This window comes from Acinetobacter sp. AB03, from assembly GCF_058107045.1.
The window spans coordinates 1091804-1113884 of sequence record NZ_JBUEBA010000002.1; the positions used below are offsets into that span (position 1 = coordinate 1091804).

Annotated in this window: 24 protein-coding genes; 16 read left to right on the forward strand and 8 right to left on the reverse strand. The window is 41.8% G+C overall.

Going from position 1 to position 22081, the window contains the following annotated elements; translation table 11 throughout:
- Positions 1 to 108: 108 nt before the first annotated feature.
- The gene (locus ACY3FQ_RS05660) at positions 109 to 2562 is read left to right on the forward strand and encodes an ExeM/NucH family extracellular endonuclease (protein ID WP_489774389.1); all 2454 of its coding nucleotides are present in this window, start codon (positions 109 to 111) and stop codon (positions 2560 to 2562) included.
- Between the two features lie 63 nt (positions 2563 to 2625).
- Here ACY3FQ_RS05660 and ACY3FQ_RS05665 read toward each other — a convergent pair whose 3' ends face one another.
- The gene (locus tag ACY3FQ_RS05665; protein ID WP_279693307.1) at positions 2626 to 4068 is read right to left on the reverse strand and encodes a SulP family inorganic anion transporter; all 1443 of its coding nucleotides are present in this window, start codon (positions 4066 to 4068) and stop codon (positions 2626 to 2628) included.
- 218 nt (positions 4069 to 4286) lie between these two features.
- Here ACY3FQ_RS05665 and ACY3FQ_RS05670 point away from each other — a divergent pair, with 218 nt between their 5' ends.
- The 3 genes from ACY3FQ_RS05670 (at position 4287) to ACY3FQ_RS05680 (ending at position 5963) form a co-directional block, all read left to right on the forward strand.
- Complete coding sequence (locus ACY3FQ_RS05670; protein WP_078388936.1) at positions 4287 to 4898, forward strand: glutathione binding-like protein; 612 nt, start codon at positions 4287 to 4289, stop codon at positions 4896 to 4898.
- A gap of 156 nt (positions 4899 to 5054) precedes the next feature.
- Positions 5055 to 5636, forward strand: a complete 582-nt coding sequence (locus tag ACY3FQ_RS05675) for an NAD(P)H-dependent oxidoreductase (protein ID WP_279042994.1) — start codon at positions 5055 to 5057, stop codon at positions 5634 to 5636.
- A gap of 15 nt (positions 5637 to 5651) precedes the next feature.
- Positions 5652 to 5963, forward strand: coding sequence for a putative quinol monooxygenase (locus ACY3FQ_RS05680; RefSeq protein ID WP_178927663.1), 312 nt, complete (start codon positions 5652 to 5654; stop codon positions 5961 to 5963).
- A 40-nt stretch (positions 5964 to 6003) separates the two neighbouring features.
- On the opposite strand, the gene ACY3FQ_RS05685 is transcribed toward ACY3FQ_RS05680, so the two are convergent.
- The 6 genes from ACY3FQ_RS05685 to ACY3FQ_RS05710 all read right to left on the reverse strand — a co-directional run bounded on the left by ACY3FQ_RS05685 (position 6004) and on the right by ACY3FQ_RS05710 (position 9661).
- Positions 6004 to 6729, reverse strand: coding sequence for a hypothetical protein (locus ACY3FQ_RS05685; protein WP_279732369.1), 726 nt, complete (start codon positions 6727 to 6729; stop codon positions 6004 to 6006).
- 180 nt (positions 6730 to 6909) lie between these two features.
- Positions 6910 to 7695 (reverse strand): thiazole synthase, encoded by a 786-nt coding sequence (locus ACY3FQ_RS05690; RefSeq protein WP_005400610.1) that lies wholly within the window; start codon positions 7693 to 7695, stop codon positions 6910 to 6912.
- Positions 7696 to 7707: 12 nt separating this feature from the next.
- On the reverse strand, positions 7708 to 7905 hold the full coding sequence (thiS, locus tag ACY3FQ_RS05695; protein WP_004696245.1) for a sulfur carrier protein ThiS: 198 nt from the start codon (positions 7903 to 7905) through the stop codon (positions 7708 to 7710).
- A 19-nt stretch (positions 7906 to 7924) separates the two neighbouring features.
- Positions 7925 to 8290 (reverse strand): DUF423 domain-containing protein, encoded by a 366-nt coding sequence (locus ACY3FQ_RS05700; protein WP_279042989.1) that lies wholly within the window; start codon positions 8288 to 8290, stop codon positions 7925 to 7927.
- A gap of 129 nt (positions 8291 to 8419) precedes the next feature.
- Positions 8420 to 9289: an RNA polymerase sigma factor RpoH gene (rpoH, locus tag ACY3FQ_RS05705; RefSeq protein WP_004982243.1), complete on the reverse strand. Its 870-nt coding sequence runs from the start codon at positions 9287 to 9289 to the stop codon at positions 8420 to 8422.
- 138 nt (positions 9290 to 9427) lie between these two features.
- Positions 9428 to 9661 carry a sulfurtransferase TusA family protein gene (locus tag ACY3FQ_RS05710; protein ID WP_004696251.1) on the reverse strand — a complete coding sequence of 78 codons (234 nt, stop codon included), beginning with the start codon at positions 9659 to 9661 and terminating at the stop codon, positions 9428 to 9430.
- 390 nt (positions 9662 to 10051) lie between these two features.
- Between ACY3FQ_RS05710 and ACY3FQ_RS05715 the strand changes: the two genes are divergently transcribed.
- Complete coding sequence (locus tag ACY3FQ_RS05715; protein ID WP_004648643.1) at positions 10052 to 10264, forward strand: cold-shock protein; 213 nt, start codon at positions 10052 to 10054, stop codon at positions 10262 to 10264.
- A gap of 97 nt (positions 10265 to 10361) precedes the next feature.
- Entirely contained in the window at positions 10362 to 11513 is a 1152-nt protein-coding gene (rhlB, locus tag ACY3FQ_RS05720) for an ATP-dependent RNA helicase RhlB (RefSeq protein ID WP_489773691.1), read from the forward strand.
- Between the two features lie 60 nt (positions 11514 to 11573).
- Here rhlB and ACY3FQ_RS05725 read toward each other — a convergent pair whose 3' ends face one another.
- Positions 11574 to 11954, reverse strand: a complete 381-nt coding sequence (locus tag ACY3FQ_RS05725; RefSeq protein WP_004982234.1) for a hypothetical protein — start codon at positions 11952 to 11954, stop codon at positions 11574 to 11576.
- A 232-nt stretch (positions 11955 to 12186) separates the two neighbouring features.
- Here ACY3FQ_RS05725 and ACY3FQ_RS05730 point away from each other — a divergent pair, with 232 nt between their 5' ends.
- From ACY3FQ_RS05730 to ACY3FQ_RS05775, 10 genes are all read left to right on the forward strand, one after another.
- Positions 12187 to 12762, forward strand: a complete 576-nt coding sequence (locus tag ACY3FQ_RS05730) for a nitroreductase family protein (RefSeq protein WP_489773692.1) — start codon at positions 12187 to 12189, stop codon at positions 12760 to 12762.
- Positions 12763 to 12785: 23 nt separating this feature from the next.
- Positions 12786 to 13859, forward strand: a complete 1074-nt coding sequence (locus ACY3FQ_RS05735; protein ID WP_058869931.1) for an NAD(P)H-dependent glycerol-3-phosphate dehydrogenase — start codon at positions 12786 to 12788, stop codon at positions 13857 to 13859.
- Positions 13860 to 13961: 102 nt separating this feature from the next.
- On the forward strand, positions 13962 to 14417 hold the full coding sequence (locus ACY3FQ_RS05740) for a phosphoglycerate mutase family protein (RefSeq protein WP_005400615.1): 456 nt from the start codon (positions 13962 to 13964) through the stop codon (positions 14415 to 14417).
- 29 nt (positions 14418 to 14446) lie between these two features.
- Complete coding sequence (gspL, locus tag ACY3FQ_RS05745) at positions 14447 to 15586, forward strand: type II secretion system protein GspL (protein ID WP_234955762.1); 1140 nt, start codon at positions 14447 to 14449, stop codon at positions 15584 to 15586.
- A complete protein-coding gene (locus ACY3FQ_RS05750; RefSeq protein ID WP_489773693.1) occupies positions 15586 to 16065 on the forward strand; it encodes a type II secretion system protein M in 480 nt (159 codons plus the stop codon). Before gspL ends, ACY3FQ_RS05750 begins: the two co-directional genes overlap by 1 nt.
- Before the next feature lie 90 nt (positions 16066 to 16155).
- Positions 16156 to 17166: a quinone-dependent dihydroorotate dehydrogenase gene (locus ACY3FQ_RS05755; protein ID WP_279042982.1), complete on the forward strand. Its 1011-nt coding sequence runs from the start codon at positions 16156 to 16158 to the stop codon at positions 17164 to 17166.
- A complete protein-coding gene (locus ACY3FQ_RS05760; protein WP_004696270.1) occupies positions 17163 to 17747 on the forward strand; it encodes a CvpA family protein in 585 nt (194 codons plus the stop codon). The genes ACY3FQ_RS05755 and ACY3FQ_RS05760 overlap by 4 nt, the downstream gene beginning before the upstream one ends.
- Before the next feature lie 24 nt (positions 17748 to 17771).
- Positions 17772 to 19307 (forward strand): amidophosphoribosyltransferase, encoded by a 1536-nt coding sequence (gene purF, locus ACY3FQ_RS05765; protein WP_004696272.1) that lies wholly within the window; start codon positions 17772 to 17774, stop codon positions 19305 to 19307.
- Between the two features lie 87 nt (positions 19308 to 19394).
- Positions 19395 to 21281, forward strand: coding sequence for a M48 family metalloprotease (locus ACY3FQ_RS05770; protein ID WP_168158907.1), 1887 nt, complete (start codon positions 19395 to 19397; stop codon positions 21279 to 21281).
- Between the two features lie 132 nt (positions 21282 to 21413).
- Positions 21414 to 22079 carry a hypothetical protein gene (locus ACY3FQ_RS05775; protein WP_489773694.1) on the forward strand — a complete coding sequence of 222 codons (666 nt, stop codon included), beginning with the start codon at positions 21414 to 21416 and terminating at the stop codon, positions 22077 to 22079.
- Positions 22080 to 22081: the final 2 nt, after the last annotated feature.

The window sequence follows — 22081 nt, forward strand, 5'->3', positions numbered from 1 at the left end:
TCAGCACGCTCTATTTTGATTAGCCTAAAAACTGTCATCATTTATTAATCATGATGTAACGAATAAAAATTAACCTGCCATACGATTTAACCAACTGATAAAAAAATGATGAAAAATTTTAAGCCACAGATATTAAGCCTGAGCCTGATTTTGGCGGGTTGTTCCTTTCCTGCCTATGCACAACTATTATTGAGTCAGTATGTAGATGGAAGCAAAAATAAGAAAGGGTTGGAAATTTATAATCCAGATCCGACGACGGTCAACTTGGCAGAATATCAGATCAAGCAATACGCAAATGGTGAGACCAGTGCAAATTTGACGGTGAATTTGACAGGGAAATTGGCGAGTAAGGCACACTATTTGGTCGGTTATCCTGATTTAAAAGCAGCTCTAGGTGATGCGGTGCAACAGCAGGCGAATTTAGCTTTCAATGGTGACGACACTTTGATTCTTTATCATAATGGCGTTGCGATTGACCGCTTTGGCACAGTGGGTGAACGCCCAAGCACTGGATGGGGTGGTGTTGCAAAGGGAAATAGCTTTAAACGCACTTTATTAAGCAATAATGTTTCTAGTAGGGGGATAGACGTTACCGCACCATTTGATTTGGCATCGGCATGGGAAAAATGGTCAGATCGAGATGCATTTTCCAGTTATCTGGCTGGAAATACGGCACCGCCGCTAAGCACCGTGAGCTGTAGTACGACAGCTACCCCAATTGCGGCATTGCAAAGTGCAGCGCAAGATGTGGAATATGTGGTGAAAGGCGTAATCACGGCAGATTATCGTTATAACAATGGTTTCTCAGGTTTCTTTGTTCAAACCCCAGATACTCAAGCCAAAGCCAATAGCAGTAATGCGGTGTTTGTCTATGTGCCTTCTTCAAGTAGCGTGACAGGTGGTCAAGTAGGGCAGGAAGTCATTTTCAAAGGCAAATTGAAAACCTATCAAAACCAATTACAGCTTCAAGATTTAAGCAGCGATATTAATGTCTGTAATCCTTCGGCGAGTGACTTGGTTAAGCCAATGGCGATCAATTTGCCCTTTGATAATTTGACTGAAATGTCAGGCCATGCACCGAAACGTTATCAGGGCATGTTGGTCAATATTCCTCAAACTTTAACTGTCAGTGAAAACTATGATTATGGGCGTTATGGTCAGTTGGCTTTAAGCCCTGCGCGTTTATATATCCCAACCAATTTATATCCAGCTCATTCAACCGAAGCCAAAACACTGGCACAACAGAATTTACGTTCTAAACTTATTTTGGATGATGGCTATAACAATCAGAACAGAACGCCGTGGTTGCCAAGTGCTTTTAGTGCAAAAAATACCCTTCGTACAGGTGCACAACTGCAAAATGTACAAGGTATTTTGGAATACCGCTATAACCAATGGCGAATTCAACCTGTGCTTGGGGCAACAGCGCCACAAGTCTTAGACGCGACAAACCCCCGTGCAAACGTTCCAGCAAAGGCCACACAACAAGTTCGTGTTGCAGCATTTAACGTACTGAATTATGACAATGGTTTGGCACAAGGTTTTCCGACGGAACGTGGTGCAAGTTCCGAAGCTGAGTTTAAAAAGCAACATCTGAAAATTGTCAGTGCATTAAAAGCGATTGATGCAGATGTTTATGGTTTGATGGAAATTGCCAACAATGGTTATGGCGAGCGTAGTGCAGTTGCATTTTTAGCCCAAGCGCTGGGGAGCGATTGGAAATATGTAACGCCTCCAAATGCTGACAAACTCGGAACCGATGCGATTGCTGTTGCTATTATTTATAATGCCAAGCGGGTCAAACCAATCAATGTTGCAGCGGTCTTTGATGACCAGAGCCAGAAAAACCGAGTCACGATGGCGCAGACCTTTCAAGCCTTATCAGGCGGGAAAACTTTTACGGTTATTCCGAACCATTTGAAGTCTAAAGGTAGCTGTCCAGATGATAAAACCTCAATAGAGGCAGATCAGGGCGATGGTCAAGGTTGCTGGAATCCAACCCGCGTTAAAGCGGTACAAGCGTTAATGCAATGGGTCGCGAAAAATCCAACACAGGTAAGTAAACCGAATGTCTTACTGTTGGGGGATATGAACAGTTATGCCAAAGAAGATCCAATTTTGGCGCTTGAACAAGCCAACTATAAAGTACTGTTGAATGATGAAAAAATTGGTCAGGGGAAAGCAGCTTATAGCTATGTTTTCGGCGTAGCCAGTAATACCCAAGGTTATGGTGGTGCAGGCAATTTAGACCATGCGATTGCTGATGCAGCACTTTATCCTTTGGTGAAAAAAGCATTTGCTTGGCATATCAATGCAGATGAACCGACGGCACTAGACTATAACGAAGAATATAAAACGGAGGAGCAAATTGCTGCATTCTATGCGGACGATGCTTACCGCTCTTCTGACCATGACCCTGTGATTGTGGATTTAGACTTAAACGATGCAGTGGTTAACGATGAGGATAAAACCAGTGCGGGAAGTACAGGGTTGTGGTCTGCATTAGGATTAATTGGTTTGGCCTTGTATGGCAGTCTAAGACGCCGTAAGCATCAGTCTTAATCCGCTTTATTGACAATAAAAGGGCGTCATCGCCCTTTTATTTTGTTTATGATTTGAAACCTTTTATGAGCTGATACGGTCAATGAGGGTGCTGCTGGCTTCATTTAAGCCTAACACCTCGACCACTACACCGTGGGCTTCAAACTTTTCAACTACCGCATTTAACATTTGGACTGAAGTCATATCCCAAATATGAGCATGGCTGAGTTCAATTTCAACCTTCTGAATGTGTTCGTTAAAGTCAAAAAACTGAAAGAATTTCTCTGAGCTGCTAAAGAAAATTTGACCACTCACCACATAGCGACGGGTATGGTTATGCAGTTCAGACTGAACATGAACCGCACTTTCCAGTTTATTGATGAAAAATAATGCGGACAGTAAAACTCCGACAAAGACACCCAAAGCAAGATTATGTGTGGCTAAGACAATGATCACCACACTCAACATCACTACATTACTTTGTAGCGGATGTTTAGAGAAGTTTTTAACCGAGTCCCATTGAAAGGTTGTAAATGCCACCATGATCATAATGGCAACCAAAGCTGCCATTGGAATATAAGACAGCCAGTCTTTAAAAAACACCACCAAACACAGTAAAAACACACCAGCCACTAAGGTTGAAAGCCGAGTACGTGCCCCAGAGCTGACATTAATTACAGACTGTCCAATCATGGCACAACCTGCCATACCGCCCATAAAACCGCTCACAATATTGGCCATACCTTGTCCGCGACATTCTTGATGACGGTCACCTTCAGTACCTGTGACTTCATTCACTACTGTGGTGGTCATCATGCTTTCAAGCAAACCGACGGTCGCTAATGTGATGGCGTAAGGGAAGACAATTTGCAGCGTTTCAAAGTTCAGTGGAATATCAGGCAGTAGAAAAATAGGTAAAGTATCGGGGAAATGACCTAAATCACTGACCATTCGCATATCTGTGCCTAAAAACAGCGCCAAAGCGGTCAGGACGAGAATACAAATGAGCGGTGAAGGAATGGTTTTCCCTACTTTAGGCAGATAGGGAAACAGATAAATTACAGCGAGGCCAAGAGCGATAAATGCATAACCCCAGTGATTCATTTGGCTGAGCTCTGGAAGTTGCGCCATGAAGATTAAAATCGCTAGTGCATTTAAAAAACCATACACCACCGACTGCGACACAAAACGCATCAGTTTGGCAACTTTAAAATATCCCGCAATGATCTGAATGACACCAGTGAGGATGGTTGCCGCCAGTAAATACTGTAAACCATGCTCTTTGACCAGCGTGATCATGAGTAGTGCCATGGCGCCTGTTGCTGCTGAAATCATGGCTGGACGACCGCCAAAAAAAGCAATGCTCACTGCGATACAAAAGGAGGCATACAGTCCAACTTGAGGGTCTACACCTGCAATTGCTGAAAAAGCAATAGATTCGGGAATTAGAGCAAGTCCTACCACTAAACCAGCAAGAACATCGGTACGAATGTTAGAAAACCATTCATCTTTTTTTAGGCTAATCACAGATCAAATTCATTTTAGAGTCAAGGGGGCTATGGTAAAACAACTCTGTTGCAAATTGCAGTGTTGTTACACTTGAAAAAAAATGTAAATTAGACAATATTCAAAAGGTAGACCAAAATTTTTCGTTTACGCTTTTTTGCAATTTACAGGTTTTGATCACTTGAAAGTTTGTTAGAAGCCATTTAAAACAGAGAATAGAGTTATAACAAGGATCAGATATGAAGCTTTATTATGCACCGGGTGCGTGTTCACTTGCGGCGCACATTATCCTCAATGAAATTAATGTTGACTTTGATTTAGTCCGAGTAGATTTAAAAACACATAAAACAGAAAAAGGTGCTGATTATTACGAAATTAATCCAAAAGGATATGTACCCGCTTTAGAGATTAATCCAGGTTTGATTCTGACTGAAAATGTAGCCATTTTGCCATTTTTAGCACAACATGATCCAAAACAAGATCTTATTCCTCCATCGGGTTTGGGGCGTGCCAAAGTTTTAGAATGGTTAGGTTATTTAAATTCTGAATTGCACGATGCTTATGCTGTTTTCTTTGGTGCGCCATTAGATGCTGCTGCCAAAGAAAAAGCCTATGCAGAGATTGATCGTTTACTCAGTTATATCGATAAACAAATTGGTGAGTCGGATCATGACTATTTGGTCGATGATAATTTTGGCCCCGCAGATGCGTATTTATTTGTCCTTACCAATTGGTCAAATGGTATCGAACATGACTTATCACCGTATAAAAATATTATCTTTATCCGTAATAAAGTGGCTGAACGTCAGTCAGTACAAATTGCAATGCGAGATGAAGGTCTAATTCCTTAATTTTGATGCATTGAAGAAGCGCCGAAAGGCGCTTTTTTTGTACTTTAAAATTTATTATTGATATTTAGTCAATAATATTTTGCATATTCACTACTTTTTAGCGCTGAACAGAGTCTCTATAGTGCCTACATAGATTTTGGCTTTTAGGCTCTTCCCATGAAAAATATTTTATTAGTTAACGGTGCGAAAACTTTTGCACACTCGAATGGTCAGTTAAACGATACCTTAACTGAACTTGCACAAGAGGTGTTGTTAGACTTAGGACATCAGGTTCAAGTGACACGCGCCGACAGCGAATATGATGCAAAAGCTGAAGTGGAGAAATTTCTGTGGGCAGACACCGTGATTTACCAAATGCCGGGTTGGTGGATGGGTGCACCATGGACTGTGAAAAAGTATATCGATGATGTCTTTACCGAAGGGCACGGTAGTCTGTATGCCAATGATGGTCGCTCACGTTCCGATGCTTCAAAAAAGTATGGTTCAGGCGGTCTGATTCACGATAAAAACTATATGCTGTCGTTGACGTGGAATGCGCCGATGGATGCATTTAACGACGCTGAACAATTTTTCCATGGGGTTGGGGTCGACGGAGTTTATTTACCTTTTCACAAAGCCAATCAATTTTTAGGAATGCAAACCTTACCGACGTTTATTGTCAATGATGTGATTAAAGCCCCTGAAGTTGAAGCCTATATGGCACAGTACCGTGACCATTTGACGCAAGTTTTTGCTTAATCGGGAGAAGTGACCATGTTAACTGTAATAGCTGAAATTATTTGTCATTCAGAGCAAGATTTTAAAACGGTTCTTGATTCATTCAACAACATCCGTGAGCAAGTATTACAAGAGCCCGGTTGCCATCTCTATGATGTGCATATCGACCATCCTGCTGTTGAGAGTGCATTACAAACCAAAGTACCGTTTTCAATCATGATGTATGAAAAATGGGAAAGCATGCAGCATTTAGAAACACATATGCACAGTGTCAATATGCAGCAACATGCTCAAGCAACTGAAGGTGCAGTTGCTCATGTACAAATTCGTATTTTAGAAGCGCAATAAGCTACGCATATGAGTTTGACCGCGCTTTTCTTCGCTCCGTTTATTTAAACTCCAGTGCTTCATTAAACTGAACCTGTTCGAGTTTCAATGCGTAGCGCTGTTTGAGTGTTGTCCATTGAACTTTGACAGGTTGTGTTGTTTCAGCAAACTCATTTTCACCTGTCGTACTTTTTACTTTACCTGTCATAAAGTTGATACTTCGCGCCGTGATGTCACCTGATGCACGGTGGAAATCGTTGACATCATAACCAATCAGTTTAAATGCACGGTCTTGGTATCGGAAGGTATACGTGTGATTGGTCACATACCACGAACCACAGCTTAACCAGTAGTGCAGATGAACTTTGAGCACGCCTTTTTGAATACTTAATGCTTCAGTCTCACCGAGTGGATCAGCGAGGCAAGGGGACTCTATATCGCCTTCTGTCGGCAAAGTAGTATTAGTCGCCGCAAGTTGATAACCATGCATTTGCTTCAATAAAACCAAAAGCTTTCGTTCATTGATATTGAGGACATCACTCCCTAAGCGATCATTTTTAACAAAATGTTCAGGATTGGTGTCTTCAATAATCAGGGCAATATCCGCTTGACCATCTTGGTTTAAATCGCCTTGGACTTTTTCTAAAATCTTCCAGTTTTTTGGCACAAAAGATTGGTAGCTTGTTTTGAGAGTCGGTTTTTCCTCTACTTTGGCCCAAGCATTGCTTGTGAGTGTTAGGAAAAATAGGGCATTAACTATGAGTGTTGGTCTGATCCATTTTTGCATGGGCATCGCTTCCTCTCATTTTTATATGGTTATAGATGTTTGAAAGTGTCATTGAGTGTATCAAAGCGTGTGGCGAAATGTCCCTACAAGCTAGGTCATCATAAAGAGCTGCCCTTGTGTTGAAATAAATAAAAAAGGACTCAGAAGAATCCTTTTTATCGCTTAAAACAGATTAAGAGATTATTTAAAGAAATAACCTGTTTCTGGTGAGCTTGCGTTGGCCATACGTTTGCGAGGCATACGACCTGCGAGGAAGGCTTCTCGACCTGCTTCAACGGCTTTTTTCATTGCAGAAGCCATTAAAATGGGATGTTGAGCGGCAGCAATCGCGGTATTCATCAACACGCCATCACAGCCGAGTTCCATGGCAATGGCTGCATCGCTTGCAGTTCCCACACCAGCATCTACCAACACAGGCACTTTGGCATTTTCTTTAATAATAGAAATCGTGTGTGGATTCAAAATCCCTAGACCCGAACCAATCAAACTACCTAAAGGCATGATGGCAACACAACCCATACTTTCAAGTTCTTGCGCCACAATTGGGTCATCGGAGGTATAGACCATGATTTCAAAACCATCGTCAATCAAGGTGCGTGCCGCTTTCAATGTTTCAGTAATGTTTGGATATAGCGTTTTTTCATCGCCCAATACTTCAAGCTTGACCAAGTTATGACCGTCTAATAATTCACGCGCTAACATACAGGTACGCACGGCACTATTGGCATCAAAGCAGCCTGCTGTATTCGGGAGAATCGTGTATTTTTCAGGTGGGACCACGGACAATAAGTTTGGTTGGTCGGGGTGTTGACCAATATTGACGCGACGAATCGCAACCGTCACGATTTCTGCGCCACTGGCTTGAATGGCCAAATCGGTTTCTTGCAGGTCCTTATATTTACCTGTGCCCACCAGCAGACGAGATTGAAATGATCTAGAACCAATGATGAGAGGGCTGTCTTGCATGTGAACTCCGTATTAACCGCCACCGACGGCATGAATAATTTCAATTCGATCCATTGCACAAATTGGGGTATGTTCCAATTTACTTTTACTAATAATGTTTTCATTTTGCTCAACAGCAAAACGTTTGCCTTCAAGTGCAAAGGTTTGCACCAGTTCAAGCAGGTTTTTACATTCGGTGTGCTGTAGTTCGCCGTTTAAATAAATCTGCATCGTGCTTATCTCTAGTTGTTTACTTGGCATATTTCATGGCATTCCATGCCAGAACCAACCAACCTGCAATCATCAATGCGCCACCAATTGGGGTAATCGCACCTAGGCCACGCGGTAAGCCCAATGCCATAACATAGAGGGAACCACAGAAAAAGAAGATGCCGATTTGAATCAGTAAAAAGCTGGTTTTGATGGGAAGCTTAGGAAGGACTTTGGCCAAAATGCCGAGCGCCAATAAACCAAGCGCATGGTAAAAAAAGTAATCAGTTGCAGTTTGCCACCAAGCCAATTGGGCTTCAGTAGCACGTGCTTTGAGACCATGTGCGCCAAAGGCACCTAATATAACGGCAAACGCTAAATTCAGCGCTGAAATCGCAATCCACATATGCAATGCTTTACTTATATCACTGTGCGCAACAAAGTAGCATATTTTGAAGAAAGGTTAAAAGACAAAAAGCCTCATTTATTGGTAAAAAGAAAAGGGCATTTCGCCCTTTTCTGTATTGGTATCATCTTAGTTCGATGACATCGCCACTTTAATTTTTTCCATGGCATTTTTTTCAAGCTGACGAATACGTTCTGCGGAAACATTATATTCAGCAGCCAGTTCGTGCAGCGTCGATTTTTCATCATCTAACCAACGGCGCTGTAAAATATTACGTGAACGATCATCAAGTTGTTCCATCGCATCATGCAGAGCATTGGTGCTTTGTTCTTCGTAATCTTCTTCTTCAGCCAAACGCGCTGGGTCGTAGCGGTTATCTTCAAGATAGAGCGCAGGTGCAACATGGGTTGAACCTTCATCGTCATCATCACCCTGAGCTTCAAATGCTGCATCATAAGCAGTTAAACGACCTTCCATTTCCAACACTTGTTCAGGTGTTACATTGAGGTCATTTGCAATCGATTGCGCTTCTTTTAGAGTGAGCTTTTTAGACGATTTTTTTAGACTACGTAAATTAAAGAACAGTTTACGTTGTGCTTTAGTCGTCGCAATTTTGACAATACGCCAGTTACGAATCACATATTCGTGAATTTCGGCTTTAATCCAGTGCACCGCAAAAGAGACCAAGCGTACGCCCATGTTTGGGTCGAAGCGTTTAACGGCTTTCATTAAGCCCAAGTTACCTTCTTGAATGAGGTCGCCTTGAGGTAAGCCGTAGCCTGCATAACTGCGGGCAATATGAACCACAAAACGTAGATGCGACATGACTAAAAGTTTAGCGGCATCTAGGTCTTGGTCATAATAGTAGCGTTCAGCTAGCTCTTTTTCTTGTTCCGCTGTCAAAATCGGGATTTGGTTGACAGTACTAATATAAGCGCCCAAGTTTACACCTGGTGCCGATAATGACAGGGGCATCAATTGATTGCTGCTGTCACTCATGTGTTCTCCTTAGGGATTTCATTTTTACCCAACAATTGAATTTATTTTAATCCAATCTTCCACTGAATAATGGAAAATTGGGTATAGAAATGTAAAATTTTATGCAAATGTGAATAGACTTAGTGTAATTGAAAAGAATTAAGATTCAATGAAGTAGTGAAATTCATGTTCATTAATTTGTTTCAAAACACAAGTTAAATGATGGATTTCGCAATAACGCGTGATATCGATCTGACTGTGCGGATCAGACGATTTTAATAGAAAATGCTGCGCCGGACTCTTCTTAAGTGCGCGTTTAAGCAACAACAGAGGCATAGGACATGGTTGCCCCATTGCATCAATAATGTTGGTATTTTGTTCGATATCACTCATATAGCTTAGTAAGGCTTCACAACATTCAGGATGATAGAAATAGTAGCAAATTCAGTGCCAAAACCCAAATATTTCATGTGTTATAGGCCTATAGTCGCTATATCTAAAATTACAAATAACTAGTTAAAAAATATGCTGAATTAAAAAGACGATTAATCAAAAAAAGGGTATGAATTGTTTTTAACCCATGTTAAGCTCGTCGCGTACTGGGATTTAACACAACCATAAATTGTTTTAAATCCTATTTTACAAATGGATGTAACCGGGATTTTGTTAATAGTTATACAGAATGATTACAAGCTTAGAAATAATAAATATTTTTAAACCTTGTTTGGTCTGCTGTTTGCAACACCGGGTGGTCCTTCTTTTAGATACAATGAGGATTAACTTATGACAGCTCGTGAACAAGGCGTAGTTAAATGGTTCAACGACACTAAAGGCTTCGGCTTTATCCAACGCAATGGCGGCGACGATGTATTCGTTCACTTCCGTGCAATCCAAGGCGACGGCCACCGTTCACTACGTGACGGCCAACGCGTTGAATTCAGCGTTGTAAAAGGTCAAAAAGGCTTCCAAGCTGAAGAAGTACAACCTTTAGACTAATTGTCTGAACGTACTTTAAAACGCCCCAATGTAAATTGGGGCGTTTTTGTTTATACTACAGATCAATTTTCGTGATTTTTCGTCAGAGCGCACTTATATGTCATCAGGTTTTGAAACCTTAAATTTACATCCTCAACTTAAACGAGCTATTGATGCTTTAGGTTTTAAGGATATGACGCCTATTCAGCAAAAGGTTTTAAAATTCACTTTGGCGGGACACGATGCAATTGGTCGTGCGCAAACGGGAACCGGTAAAACAGCGGCATTTTTGGTGAGTGTGATTAACGACTTGCTGAATAACCCAATTCAAGAGCAGCGCTACCGCGGTGAACCTCGCGCCTTGATTTTAGCACCGACCCGTGAGCTTGCACTGCAAATTGAAAGCGATGCGAAAGAACTCACAAAATTCTCAGATTTACATGTCGTGACGCTTTTAGGCGGCGTTGACTTTGATAAACAAAAAGCACAACTCGATAAAAAACCTGTCGATATTATGGTGGCGACGCCAGGTCGTCTGATTGACTTTGTTGAGCAAAAAGAAGTTTGGCTCGACCAAATTGAGTTTTTGGTGATTGATGAAGCCGATCGCTTATTGGATATGGGCTTTATTCCTTCAGTCAAACGTATTGTTCGTTTCTCACCGCGTAAGGAACAACGTCAGACTCTGATGTTCTCTGCAACGTTTAGTTACGATGTTTTAAATCTTGCACAGCAGTGGTTGTTTGAACCTGTAACTGTTGAAATTGAGCCAGAGAAGAAGACCAATGCAGATGTTGAACAACGGGTGTACATGGTCGCAAAGTCAGATAAATATAAATTGCTACAAGACATTCTGCGCGATGAGCCTATTGAAAAAGTGATGATTTTCGCAAATCGGCGCGATCAAGTGCGTAAACTCTATGACAACTTAAAGCGTGATGGCTATAAAGTGGTGATGTTGTCAGGTGAAATCGCACAAGACAAACGTTTGAAAATGCTAGATCAATTCAAAAATGGTCAACATAACATCATGATTGCAACCGATGTTGCGGGGCGTGGTATCCATGTGGATGGTGTATCGCATGTGGTGAATTTCACCTTGCCTGAACAGTCGGATGACTACGTACACCGTATTGGTCGTACAGGCCGTGCAGGTACAAGTGGTGTGAGTATTAGTTTTTTATCTGAAGATGATGCGTTCTATCTACCCGAAATTGAAAAAGCCATTGGGCTAAAACTACCACTGACACGTTTAGAGGGTTATTGCTAATCGTTTGACGTGATTGGTGTAAAAAAAACCGCTCAGATGAGCGGTTTTTTTATGGCATCTTTATTTTGCTTTACACGAAAAAGTCAGGATTGTTTGATAGTCACTGTCTTGATTAATGCCTGAGTTTGTACCCGAAATAGAACCCAGTACAGAAGCGGCTGCTTGGATCATTTTTCCAGTTTCATCGCTCACGACACCCTTTAAAGCACCTTGATATTCGGTTTTTTCATCACTCACAATCGCCGTTGCTTTAGAGCCACACGTTTTAGCTGCTGCTTCAATGGCGTTGTTTTTTGCAATCAATGCAGTTTTACCAATACCCGTAACTTCGTATTGATTGTCAGCTTTTTGGATCGCTAAAGAGTTGCTTGGTGTCGATGCACAAGCGCTTAGAAGTAGTGTTAGTGCTGCTGCTCCAGCAATAGCGATATTCTTTTTCATTTCATACCCCAGTCATGTTTTATTAAATCATTGTTTATTGGAACATAGCTTGTCGGATGAATCATGTAAGAAATGTATGAAAAATGCAGTCTTATCGAACAGTTTAAAAAGTGCTCAGGATTTTAAAATTAGTTTTGCTGAAACTGGGTATTTCATACTGAAGCGCTAGAGCAAACTTTTCAGAGTGTGCTACTCTAAAACGTATTGTTTAATTTGAAAGATTAAGAGCCTAATGACGGAACTCGCGGTAGATATCGTTCACCAGAATATGCATCAACGTCAATCGATTGGCCATTTGGTCGAGCCTGCTCCCAATGCAGAACAATTTGAGCGGGCATTTCAAGCCGCATTGACTGCACCAGATCATCATCGTTTAAAGCCGACACGTTTTATCGTAATTGCTGAAGATCAACGTGAGGCATTTGGTGAGTTATTGTCACAAGCCTTGGCTGATTTGGGCGAAACGGAATCGGCACAGTTAGAGCGTGTTAAAAATCATCCTTTTCGTGCCCCATTACTGGTTTTGGCACTGACTAAATTTCAATCGCATCCGAAAGTCCCTAATTTTGAGCAGACTTTAAGTAGTGGCGCTGCTATTCAGAATTTTATTTTGTCCTTACAAGCTCAAGGTTTTTCGAGTATGTGGCGTAGTGGGGCAGTGGTGGAATCGGTGCATTTCAAACAGGTTTTAGGCCTCAGTGCAGATGATTTGATCTCAGGTATTTTATATATTGGTACGGCAGTTAAAGCGATTCCGCCACGTGCTGAAATTCAAACCCAAGATTATGTAAGTTATTGGAATCAATAGTTCCATTTTAGGATATAAAAATAATGTCAGAGTTAAAGTTTTCAGATTTGGTTGAACCTGTAGCAGTAGATCAAAAAACGGCACTACGTATTACAGTTTTGGGTGGTGGTAGTTTTGGGACGGCCATGGCGAATACCGCGGTTCGTAATGGCTGCGATACCATGATTTGGATTCGTGATGAAGCCGTTGCAGCTGATATCAATGCAACGCATATAAATAAACGCTATTTGCCTGATTTTAAACTTGAAGATGGTTTACGTGCAGTTTCAAATATAGAAGAGGCTGTTCGTGATCGCGACATTATTTTGGTGGCGATTCCGAGTCATTCTTTCCGTGATGTCCTTAAACAAATTAAACCGTTTATTACTTCGCAAGCAGTGGTGTCTTTGACCAAGGGTATTGAAGCGAATACTTTTAGTTTTATGAGTGATATTATTCGCTCAGAGTTACCAGAAGTGCCTTATGGCGTGTTATCTGGGCCAAACTTAGCCAAGGAAATTGTGGCAGGACAACCGGCTGGGACGGTCATTGCAAGCCAGTCTGACTTAGTGCGTTACGCTGTACAACAAGCTTTGCATAGTGCCTTGTTCCGTGTTTTCGCCAGTGATGATGTGCATGGTGTAGAACTCGGCGGTGCGCTTAAAAACATTTATGCGGTTGCGATGGGAATGGCTGCTGCATACAAAGTCGGTGAAAATACCAAGAGTATGATTTTGACTCGTGCTTTGGCGGAAATGAGTCGTTTTGCTGTGAAGTTAGGGGCAAATCCACTGACCTTCTTAGGTTTGTCTGGTGTCGGTGATTTATTTGCAACGTGTAGCAGCCCACTCAGTCGCAACTATCAAGTCGGTTTTGCACTGGGGCAAGGCAAGAGTTTGGAACAGGCGACCACTGAATTGGGACAAACAGCAGAAGGCATTAACACCATTGTACAAGTCAAAGCACGTTCTGAAGAGCTAGATGTGTATATGCCGATTACTAGCGCTTTATACAGTGTTATTTTTGAAAATGCGCCACCAATGACAATTGCATTATCCTTAATGAAAAATGGACACCGCAGTGATGTGGAGTTTGTTTTGCCGCATCATGAGGTTTAAAGTCACTTAAAAACCGAAATAAAATGAGAGTTTAAGTGGATAAGATGACTGAATTGTCATAAAAATTAATTAAAATAATCAGGATTTGAATAAGGATTTTTTATGCAACTGACTTTGGTACGTCATGGCGAAGCTGCGCCACCGATCATGGGGAATGACACTAAACGTCCACTCACCGAACGTGGGCATGCACAGGCAGAGCAAACTGCTGACTTTTTAAAGTCACGCATCCAGCCTGATGTCTTTGTGGTTAGCCCATTGCTGCGTGCGCAGGAAACATTGGCACACATCAAACAGCACTTTGCGGATGTGCCTGTTGTAATTTGCAATACTATTAAGCCCGATGATGATGCAAAAGCGGCTGTGGAATGGTTATCACATTTGCCGTATGAGTCTATTGTGGTGGTGTGCCATATGAATGTGGTGGCGCATATGGCCTCGATTTTGGTGACAGAATCTTTCAATCCTTATGCTTTGGCTGAAGCGCGGATTTATGAGCAAGCAGTTATCGCGGAAGGCTTGTCGACACAAACAAAAGCATTTATACCTAGCATATAAAAACCAATTAAAACGGCAGAATATAATACATGTTGCAAATTTGGATGCCCGAAGCCGATGGAACATGGCACTGGTCTATAGGGGAAAGATGGCAATCTGCTCATACACTTGAGCAATTGATCCAAGATATACAAGCGCATCATGGTGAGGAAGCAACTGTTTTCTTTCCAAGCCGCGATGTGCAAATTATTCAGCAAAATATGCCTAAGGCTCAATACAAGCAGTTGGGGGCTGAAGGTGTGAAGTATTTGCTCGAAGAATATGTATTGAGCTCAATCGATCAGATGAAAGTATTACATCACTTTCAAGCGCCTGAGCAACTCACTGTTTTGGGTATTTCAAAGCATCGTTTAGAGACTTTACAGCATGCCTTGAGTTTGATTCCTGTGAAGCTGGTCAGCCTATTGCCTGATTTTCTGATTTTGCCTGTACCTGACGCAGAACAGATAATCTTAGGCTATGTTGAAGAGCGACTTCTGTTTCGCGCTAATACTTGGTTGGGCGGATCAATTGATGATCTTGCTGTATTTTTAGATTATCAAGCAGTCAACCAAAAATATAAAATTTGTAACTTTAGTGCTTCGCACATGCATAGCTTAAACGCCAGTGTGACGCAGGAGCAGCTTGAGTCTTTCCATTATGAATGGGCGGCATTGCCAAGAGCAAAACAACATCCATGGAATCTTTTGCCGAAGGTGAGAGAGCAACATGTTTCAACGGGCTATTGGAAAGCCTGTGCAGCGGTATTGGCTGCATTGATTGTGACGCAATTGACCTATGATGCGACCCGTTGGTATCAAAATAAAAAGCTTGCAGAGCAAGTGGCTGTTCAGGCGGTCGATCAATTTAAATATTGGTTTGGTGCGAACTATCCTGTGACCGAGCAAACGCTGCGAAGCCAGTTTGAATATCAACTGAATATGAATAAACAAGCTGATGCTCAAGCTTTGTCTTTATTGAGTCGCGTTGGGCCTGTGCTCATGCAACAGCAAATTGTGGCTAATCAGGTGGTGTATGAAGCGAATAGCCTAAATATGCAACTTAAAGCCAACTCGGCAGAGGCTTTACAGACACTTACTCAGCAGCTTAATCAACAAGGTTTTCAGGTTGAATTAGGCAATATTCAGCCGACCACGGGTGGGGCAATTGGAATGGTGAAAATACAATAATGAAAGCCATGCAAAATTTACAAACAGTTGTAGATCAGCGTTTAGAGCTGATCAGTACTTATTTTGATCGTCTTACACCGCGCGACCGTGTATTAGCTATCTTCTTGGTCATTTTCGTATTGGTGAACTCGATAGGGGCTGCACTTTGGTATACCCATGCTGCGGCAGAGAAACAGCAAAAACGCGTGAACCAGCTCAAAGAAATCATGACATGGATGCAGAGCAATGCAGTCACCATGAAATCGAGCTCAGATGGGCAACTGACTCCGATGGAGCAGATTCAACGTATTGCACAGCAGCAAGGTTTGTCGGTTGCTTCGCAGCAGAATGCTGAACAAATTCAGTTGGTGGTAAGCCATGCAAACTATGTGGTGTTGGCCAACTTTTTGACCCAACTAACGCAAAATGGTTTGAGTATTGAAAAAATGGAGTTGGTCTCAGATGCAGGGCAGATTAAATTATCGGCTAGCGTTAAATAATCGCTAAAAATAAAGCCAGACGAAGCATGGTGTTTTAGCTAGGCTATGCCTATAATATGGCGACTTAAAAAGCAGTAGACTTTTACAGATATGTTGTATTCTCTTGCCCGCCCTTTGTTGTTTACTTTAGCACCAGAGCGTGCACATGAGCTAACACTATCGCTATTGAAATCAACGCATAAGCTAGGCTTAATGCGTCAAAATATAGCGGCTAAACCGGTGACATGTATGGGCATCGAGTTTCCCAATCCTGTAGGTTTGGCTGCTGGTCTAGATAAAAATGGTGTTTATATTGATGCACTGGCAGGTCTAGGGTTTGGTTTTATTGAAATTGGAACCATTACTCCACGTCCACAGAAGGGTAATCCTTTACCGCGTTTATTCCGTATCCCACAAGCTAAAGCTATTATTAACCGTATGGGTTTTAACAACGCTGGTGTGGATCAACTGATTGAAAATGTCAAAGCGGCAAAGTTCAAAGGGGTTTTAGGGATTAATATCGGCAAAAATGCGGATACCCCAGTCGAAAATGCAGTAGATGACTATCTCATTTGTTTAGAAAAAGTCTATAACTATGCGTCTTATATTACTGTTAACATTTCTTCTCCAAATACTAAAAACCTGCGTAGTTTGCAAAGTGGTGATGCTTTAACCGAGCTGCTAGAGACGCTGAAAAAACGTCAGTTAGAGTTGGCTGAAGAGCAGCAGCACTATGTACCCTTGGTGTTGAAAGTTGCGCCGGATTTGGAAGCGGAAGATATTCAATTTATTGCGAAACAACTGCTTCAGTTTAAAATTGATGGTCTGATTGTAACCAATACGACTTTGTCTCGTGAAGGGGTGGAAAACTTACCTTTTGGTGATGAAGCGGGTGGTTTATCTGGTGCGCCTGTGTTTGAGAAAAGCACAGCGTGTTTAAAAGCCTTTGCTGAGGTTTTAAAAGGTCAGATTCCTTTGATTGGTGTGGGGGGGATTTTGTCGGGTGAGCAGGCGCTTGCAAAACAAAATGCAGGGGCAAACCTTGTACAAGTTTATAGTGGCCTCATCTATACAGGACCAACCTTAATTCAAGACTGCGTCTCTGCAATGAAAACAACATGAATGCCATTGATATCTTCATATTGATTGTATTGCTCATTGGAGGGCTCAACGGTTTGCGTCAAGGATTTGTTAAAGCCTTTGCGAACTTGATAGGATGGATTTTAGCGCTGATTGTTGGTGCTAAATTTGCAAGCGTCCTAGCACCTTCGATGGTCTCACTCAGTGAAGATCCAGTGGTTCAAAAAATTGCAGCTTTTGCATTTATTGTATTGGTTATTGTGGTTTTGACGTGGATAGTCACGGCATTACTGAATAACATATTGAAGAGTTTAAAACTCGGGCCTTTGAATCGATTAGCCGGCGGTGCTTTTGGTTCATTAAAAGGGTTGTTAATTGTTCTGATTACGATGCAAGGTGTCGGGTCTTGGGTTGAAAGTTCTCCATATTGGAGACAATCCAAATTTGTCCAAACACTTTTGCCTTATGCGCCATGGGCGATGGAGCTTTCTAAAGAGGCTGCAAGCGAGGCGATGTCACATATCAAGTCTAAAGATACGCATGTATCTTCAGATTCTTCACCGAAAATTTCTTCGAAAAATGCTGAGGGACAGGGTGAGTCAACAAATAATCCTTTTTATTAATCCTAGCTTGTCTGCGAGGTTGCTATGTGTGGAGTAGTTGGTATAGCTGGTAAATCAGCTGTTAACCAAATGTTGTTTGATGCATTAACGATGTTACAACATCGTGGGCAAGATGCAGCTGGGATAGTAACCTGCCACGAAGGTCGTTTATTCTTACGTAAAGACAATGGCATGGTTCGTGATGTGTTCCACACTCGCCATATGCGTGCATTACAAGGTAACTATGGTATTGGGCATGTGCGTTATCCTACTGCGGGTTCATCGAGCAGCGCTGAAGCGCAGCCCTTCTATGTGAACTCACCTTACGGGATCACGTTGGCGCATAATGGTAACTTAACCAATGCTGAAGAAATTCATGACGATCTGTTCAAAACAGACTTACGTCATATGAATACGGATTCAGACTCAGAAGTACTGTTAAACGTGTTTGCGCATGAGTTGCAAAAACGCGGCAAATTAATGCCTACAGCAGACGACATTTTTCATGTAGTTAGTAAAGTACATGAACGCTGTAAAGGTGGTTATGCCGTGGTTGCAATGCTTACTGGGCATGGATTAGTCGGCTTCCGTGATCCAAATGGTATTCGTCCACTGATTTACGGTTCGCGTGAAACTGATGCTGGTATGGAATATATCATTGCATCTGAGTCTGTCGCTATTACGGCACTCGGCTTTAAAGTTGAGCGTGATATTGCGCCGGGTGAAGCGATCTTTATCGACTCACAAGGGCAGATGTTTACCAAGCAGTGTGCTGAAGCGCCTGAATACCGCCCATGTATTTTTGAATATGTTTACTTTGCGCGTCCAGATGCGATTATTGATGGCATTTCAGTCTACAAAGCACGTTTAAAAATGGGCGAAAAGCTTGCTCAAAAAATCTTGACGGAGTGGAGTGAAGAGCACGATATCGATGTTGTGATCCCAATTCCAGATACCTCGCGTACCTCTGCACTTGAACTTGCAAATATGCTGGGTGTGAAGTTCCGTGAAGGCTTTATGAAGAACCGCTACATCGGCCGTACCTTCATTATGCCAGGTCAGCAATTACGTAAAAAATCAGTACGTCAAAAGTTGAACCCTGTTGAACTCGAGTTCCAAGGTAAAAATGTACTTTTGGTGGATGACTCGATTGTGCGTGGTACTACGTGTAATGAAATTATCCAGATGGCACGTGATGCGGGTGCGAAAAAAGTCTTCTTTGCTTCTGCTGCGCCGATGGTGAAATATCCAAACGTGTATGGCATTGATATGCCAGCAAAAGAAGAGTTGATTGCATCTGAGCGTACAGTTGAAGAAATTCGTGAAATTATTGGTGCAGATCGTCTAATTTTCCAAGATTTGGAAGACTTAAAAGCAGCTGTGCGCACTAGCAAAGTACCAGATTTACAAGAGTTTGATTGCTCGGTATTTGATGGTAAATATGTTGCTGGTGGTATTGATGAAGCTTATTTAGATGAATTACAGGCGAAACGCCGTGAAACATCGAAAAAGAAAGACAGCTATATTGATGTCAATATTGATGCAGCTTCCGTTGATTTGACGGGTGTGAAAGAAGTCTAATTGATTTAGATTTGAGAAAAGCGGGAGTTTCCCGCTTTTTTCATTTATGATGGATTGATTCAAAAAATGTAAGAAAAGGGATTTACATTGAAGGGTGTAAGTTATTCAATCATAAAGAATAAAAACATGTTGTGGTCTGCAAGTATCTGCTTGCTTGCGGTACTTTTGTCGCTATTTATTTTAAATACTGTGGCTGGACTGCTGGTTTTTTATTTTGATTCGAGTCAAAGCATTTTTTGGCATAGCTTGAGTATTTATATCATTGGTTTATTGCTCTTAGTGATGAGTTATTCCGTGGTGTATGAGCTGTATGTGTTTCGTTCAGGTGGACATAGTCTGGCCAAGCAACTGCGTGCACGACGTCTAAGTTTGATTGAAAGTACACCTGAAGAAAGTATTGCACTGAAAATTACAGAAAAACTAGCGGATACTTTTTTAATTGAAACACCTGCTGTCTATGTTTTGCCCGATGAGGTGGGGGTAAATGCCTTAACCGCTGGTTTTTATCCCAAAGATATTGCGATTATTTTAACGTGGGGCGCACTGCAAAACCTCGATGAACTTGAGCTGACGGGGTTGTTGAATCATGAGTTTAATCAAATTTTATCTGGTGAGACCGCTGAAAATACACGGCTAAAAATTTTATATAGTGCCCTCACCACCTTTAGTCAGTGGGGCAGTAAAATTGCTAAATTGGGATTTTCAACTCATCATAAAAAGTCGCAAAGTTTTGAAACTACTTTTGTCGCAACAGGTGGTGTGATCTGGTTGATTGGTAGTTTGGGGGTGCTGGTTACCCGCTGCATTAAGTTTCTGACGTTGGGGGGGCGTACTTTAAAAAATGATATGAAAACACGTCGTCTGATGCAAAATGATGCCAATATTCAAACCTTGATGCGTATCTATGTGCATCACGCAGGTTCGCAAATTCACAGTGAATATTCTGAGTCGATTGCACACATGTGTTTTGCCAACTCATTAAGTGCACAAAGTTGGATGAATATTCATCCAAGTATTGAAGAACGTATTTATGAAATGAATCCGAATTTGGTTCAAGACATACAGTTAGAAAACCTAGAAAAACTGCGCAACCGTCCGCTATTTGGCTTGTTTCGTTCCTTAGAAGAGCAGTACGCGGATTTTCAAGCCCCTTGGACTTCACCGCAGCCTTTGCCCTTATTAAGACTGTCTCCGATTAGTTTTGCCATTAAAGATGCGATTAAACCGCTTAACCCTGAAGTACGTGCGCATATTGAACGTCCAGAGCTAATTCAGCGTGCTTTACAGACCGCAACAGGTTCACGCGAGTTGATGGTCGCAATTCTCATGATTCGCCAATTCCGTGAGTTTATTCCTGCTGAGGCTGAAGTGAGTCGTGCCATTGTTGATTCATTGTTAAACCTAGATGGTCGTGTTCATATTTCAATTTTTCATGAGGCATGCCGAAATATTGGTGGCATGCCAGCAACAATTGCACGCCAGTTTTTATTAAAGTTGGCTAGGATTATTCAAGAAGATGGTGAAATTGGACTGTTAGATGCGCTGCTACTTGAACGGGTTAAGTTTGAGCTGAATTTGTTGCCTGTACATACACCTGCGGCCCTAGATGAAGTTAAACCGCAGATTGTACGTTTAATTGATGCTTTGTTACATGTGCAACAAATCAATAGCGAAACACAGTTGGAAGTACGAGAGAAAATTTTACGTCGAGTTTTAACTGTGCAAGAGTTAGAGCAGTATGCGGAAATTTCAGATGAGCCGATTGATTTGGCCGAAATTTTAAATGATATGGCGGGGCTGCTACTTCGGGATCGTTTGAGTATTTTGGGGGTGGCTGAAATTTGTCTATGGAACGACCGCATTATTACTCAAGATGAGCAGGATGTTTTGGAGTTGCTTTATTGGCGTCTCGGTTTCGACAGTGAAGAAATTGTTGAACAAATGCAAAAGAAGAATCGCTTGATGATTGTTTAATTAAGTGGTGAATTTTACGTTGAGCATGTTTTTGATATTTGCCTAGTGTCTATGCGAATAAAGTATGAAAAGAACAGCATCTCTAAGCATTTCTCGATAGAATATGCACTGAATGAAGTGTGAAGGTAAAAGATGATCGGGCATCAGCGTGAGGTTTTGGAGAGTTTAGGAATTGATTTGTGGGTTCCTGATTTTTTGCCGTCTCAACAAAATGTAGCCACATCGATCTGGCGAGATCAAAGCACGACTGAGATTGTTCCTGAAATTGTGCGACCTCAGTCTCAGCCCGAAGCCAAAAGCATTCCAGAACATCCATTTATACAGCATAAGCTTCCACATCCAGCGTCTCCTGCTGAAATTGCAACGCAGCCGATTGAACAAGAAGTTGTTACAGTATTAAAAGAAGAGATTGTTCGAGAGGCCATCCATGTTGAGGCTTTTCAGTTGCAAGCTGTTGCCTTGGAGCACTGCGCCTTGGTCATTGAAGCCACACAATTGAGCGTGGAGCAGCAACAGCTGTGGCAAAATATTGTGCAAGCCTTACCTGCGCAAAAGTATGCACTGAATTGGCCTTTTCCTTTGTTGAATTTGCAAGATGGGCGCGGTGTTCAGAGCTATATTCAAGGTTTCTTTGATGGTTTAAGTCAGGGTAAAACTGTTATTGCATTGGGCTCTATACCAAATGCTAATGGTATAAAAGTCACACAAGCAGCAAGCTTACAAGAAATGCTTGATCAGCCATTACTTAAAAAAGCCCTGTGGCACATGATGCGAGCAAAACAACAAAATATGGAATAGAT

Coding starts and splice junctions, on each gene's coding strand:
- ACY3FQ_RS05675 (WP_279042994.1), top strand. CDS start 5,055: ATGAAAAATATTTTATTAGTTAACGGTGCGAAAACTTTTGCACACTCG.
- ACY3FQ_RS05735 (WP_058869931.1), top strand. CDS start 12,786: ATGTCAGAGTTAAAGTTTTCAGATTTGGTTGAACCTGTAGCAGTAGAT.
- ACY3FQ_RS05740 (WP_005400615.1), top strand. CDS start 13,962: ATGCAACTGACTTTGGTACGTCATGGCGAAGCTGCGCCACCGATCATG.
- gspL (WP_234955762.1), top strand. CDS start 14,447: ATGTTGCAAATTTGGATGCCCGAAGCCGATGGAACATGGCACTGGTCT.
- ACY3FQ_RS05715 (WP_004648643.1), top strand. CDS start 10,052: ATGACAGCTCGTGAACAAGGCGTAGTTAAATGGTTCAACGACACTAAA.
- ACY3FQ_RS05670 (WP_078388936.1), top strand. CDS start 4,287: ATGAAGCTTTATTATGCACCGGGTGCGTGTTCACTTGCGGCGCACATT.
- ACY3FQ_RS05680 (WP_178927663.1), top strand. CDS start 5,652: ATGTTAACTGTAATAGCTGAAATTATTTGTCATTCAGAGCAAGATTTT.
- ACY3FQ_RS05710 (WP_004696251.1), bottom strand. CDS start 9,661: ATGAGTGATATCGAACAAAATACCAACATTATTGATGCAATGGGGCAA.
- ACY3FQ_RS05660 (WP_489774389.1), top strand. CDS start 109: ATGAAAAATTTTAAGCCACAGATATTAAGCCTGAGCCTGATTTTGGCG.
- ACY3FQ_RS05760 (WP_004696270.1), top strand. CDS start 17,163: ATGAATGCCATTGATATCTTCATATTGATTGTATTGCTCATTGGAGGG.
- ACY3FQ_RS05690 (WP_005400610.1), bottom strand. CDS start 7,695: ATGCAAGACAGCCCTCTCATCATTGGTTCTAGATCATTTCAATCTCGT.
- ACY3FQ_RS05755 (WP_279042982.1), top strand. CDS start 16,156: ATGTTGTATTCTCTTGCCCGCCCTTTGTTGTTTACTTTAGCACCAGAG.
- rhlB (WP_489773691.1), top strand. CDS start 10,362: ATGTCATCAGGTTTTGAAACCTTAAATTTACATCCTCAACTTAAACGA.
- ACY3FQ_RS05730 (WP_489773692.1), top strand. CDS start 12,187: ATGACGGAACTCGCGGTAGATATCGTTCACCAGAATATGCATCAACGT.
- purF (WP_004696272.1), top strand. CDS start 17,772: ATGTGTGGAGTAGTTGGTATAGCTGGTAAATCAGCTGTTAACCAAATG.
- ACY3FQ_RS05685 (WP_279732369.1), bottom strand. CDS start 6,729: ATGCAAAAATGGATCAGACCAACACTCATAGTTAATGCCCTATTTTTC.
- ACY3FQ_RS05700 (WP_279042989.1), bottom strand. CDS start 8,290: ATGTGGATTGCGATTTCAGCGCTGAATTTAGCGTTTGCCGTTATATTA.
- rpoH (WP_004982243.1), bottom strand. CDS start 9,289: ATGAGTGACAGCAGCAATCAATTGATGCCCCTGTCATTATCGGCACCA.
- thiS (WP_004696245.1), bottom strand. CDS start 7,905: ATGCAGATTTATTTAAACGGCGAACTACAGCACACCGAATGTAAAAAC.
- ACY3FQ_RS05725 (WP_004982234.1), bottom strand. CDS start 11,954: ATGAAAAAGAATATCGCTATTGCTGGAGCAGCAGCACTAACACTACTT.
- ACY3FQ_RS05750 (WP_489773693.1), top strand. CDS start 15,586: ATGAAAGCCATGCAAAATTTACAAACAGTTGTAGATCAGCGTTTAGAG.
- ACY3FQ_RS05775 (WP_489773694.1), top strand. CDS start 21,414: ATGATCGGGCATCAGCGTGAGGTTTTGGAGAGTTTAGGAATTGATTTG.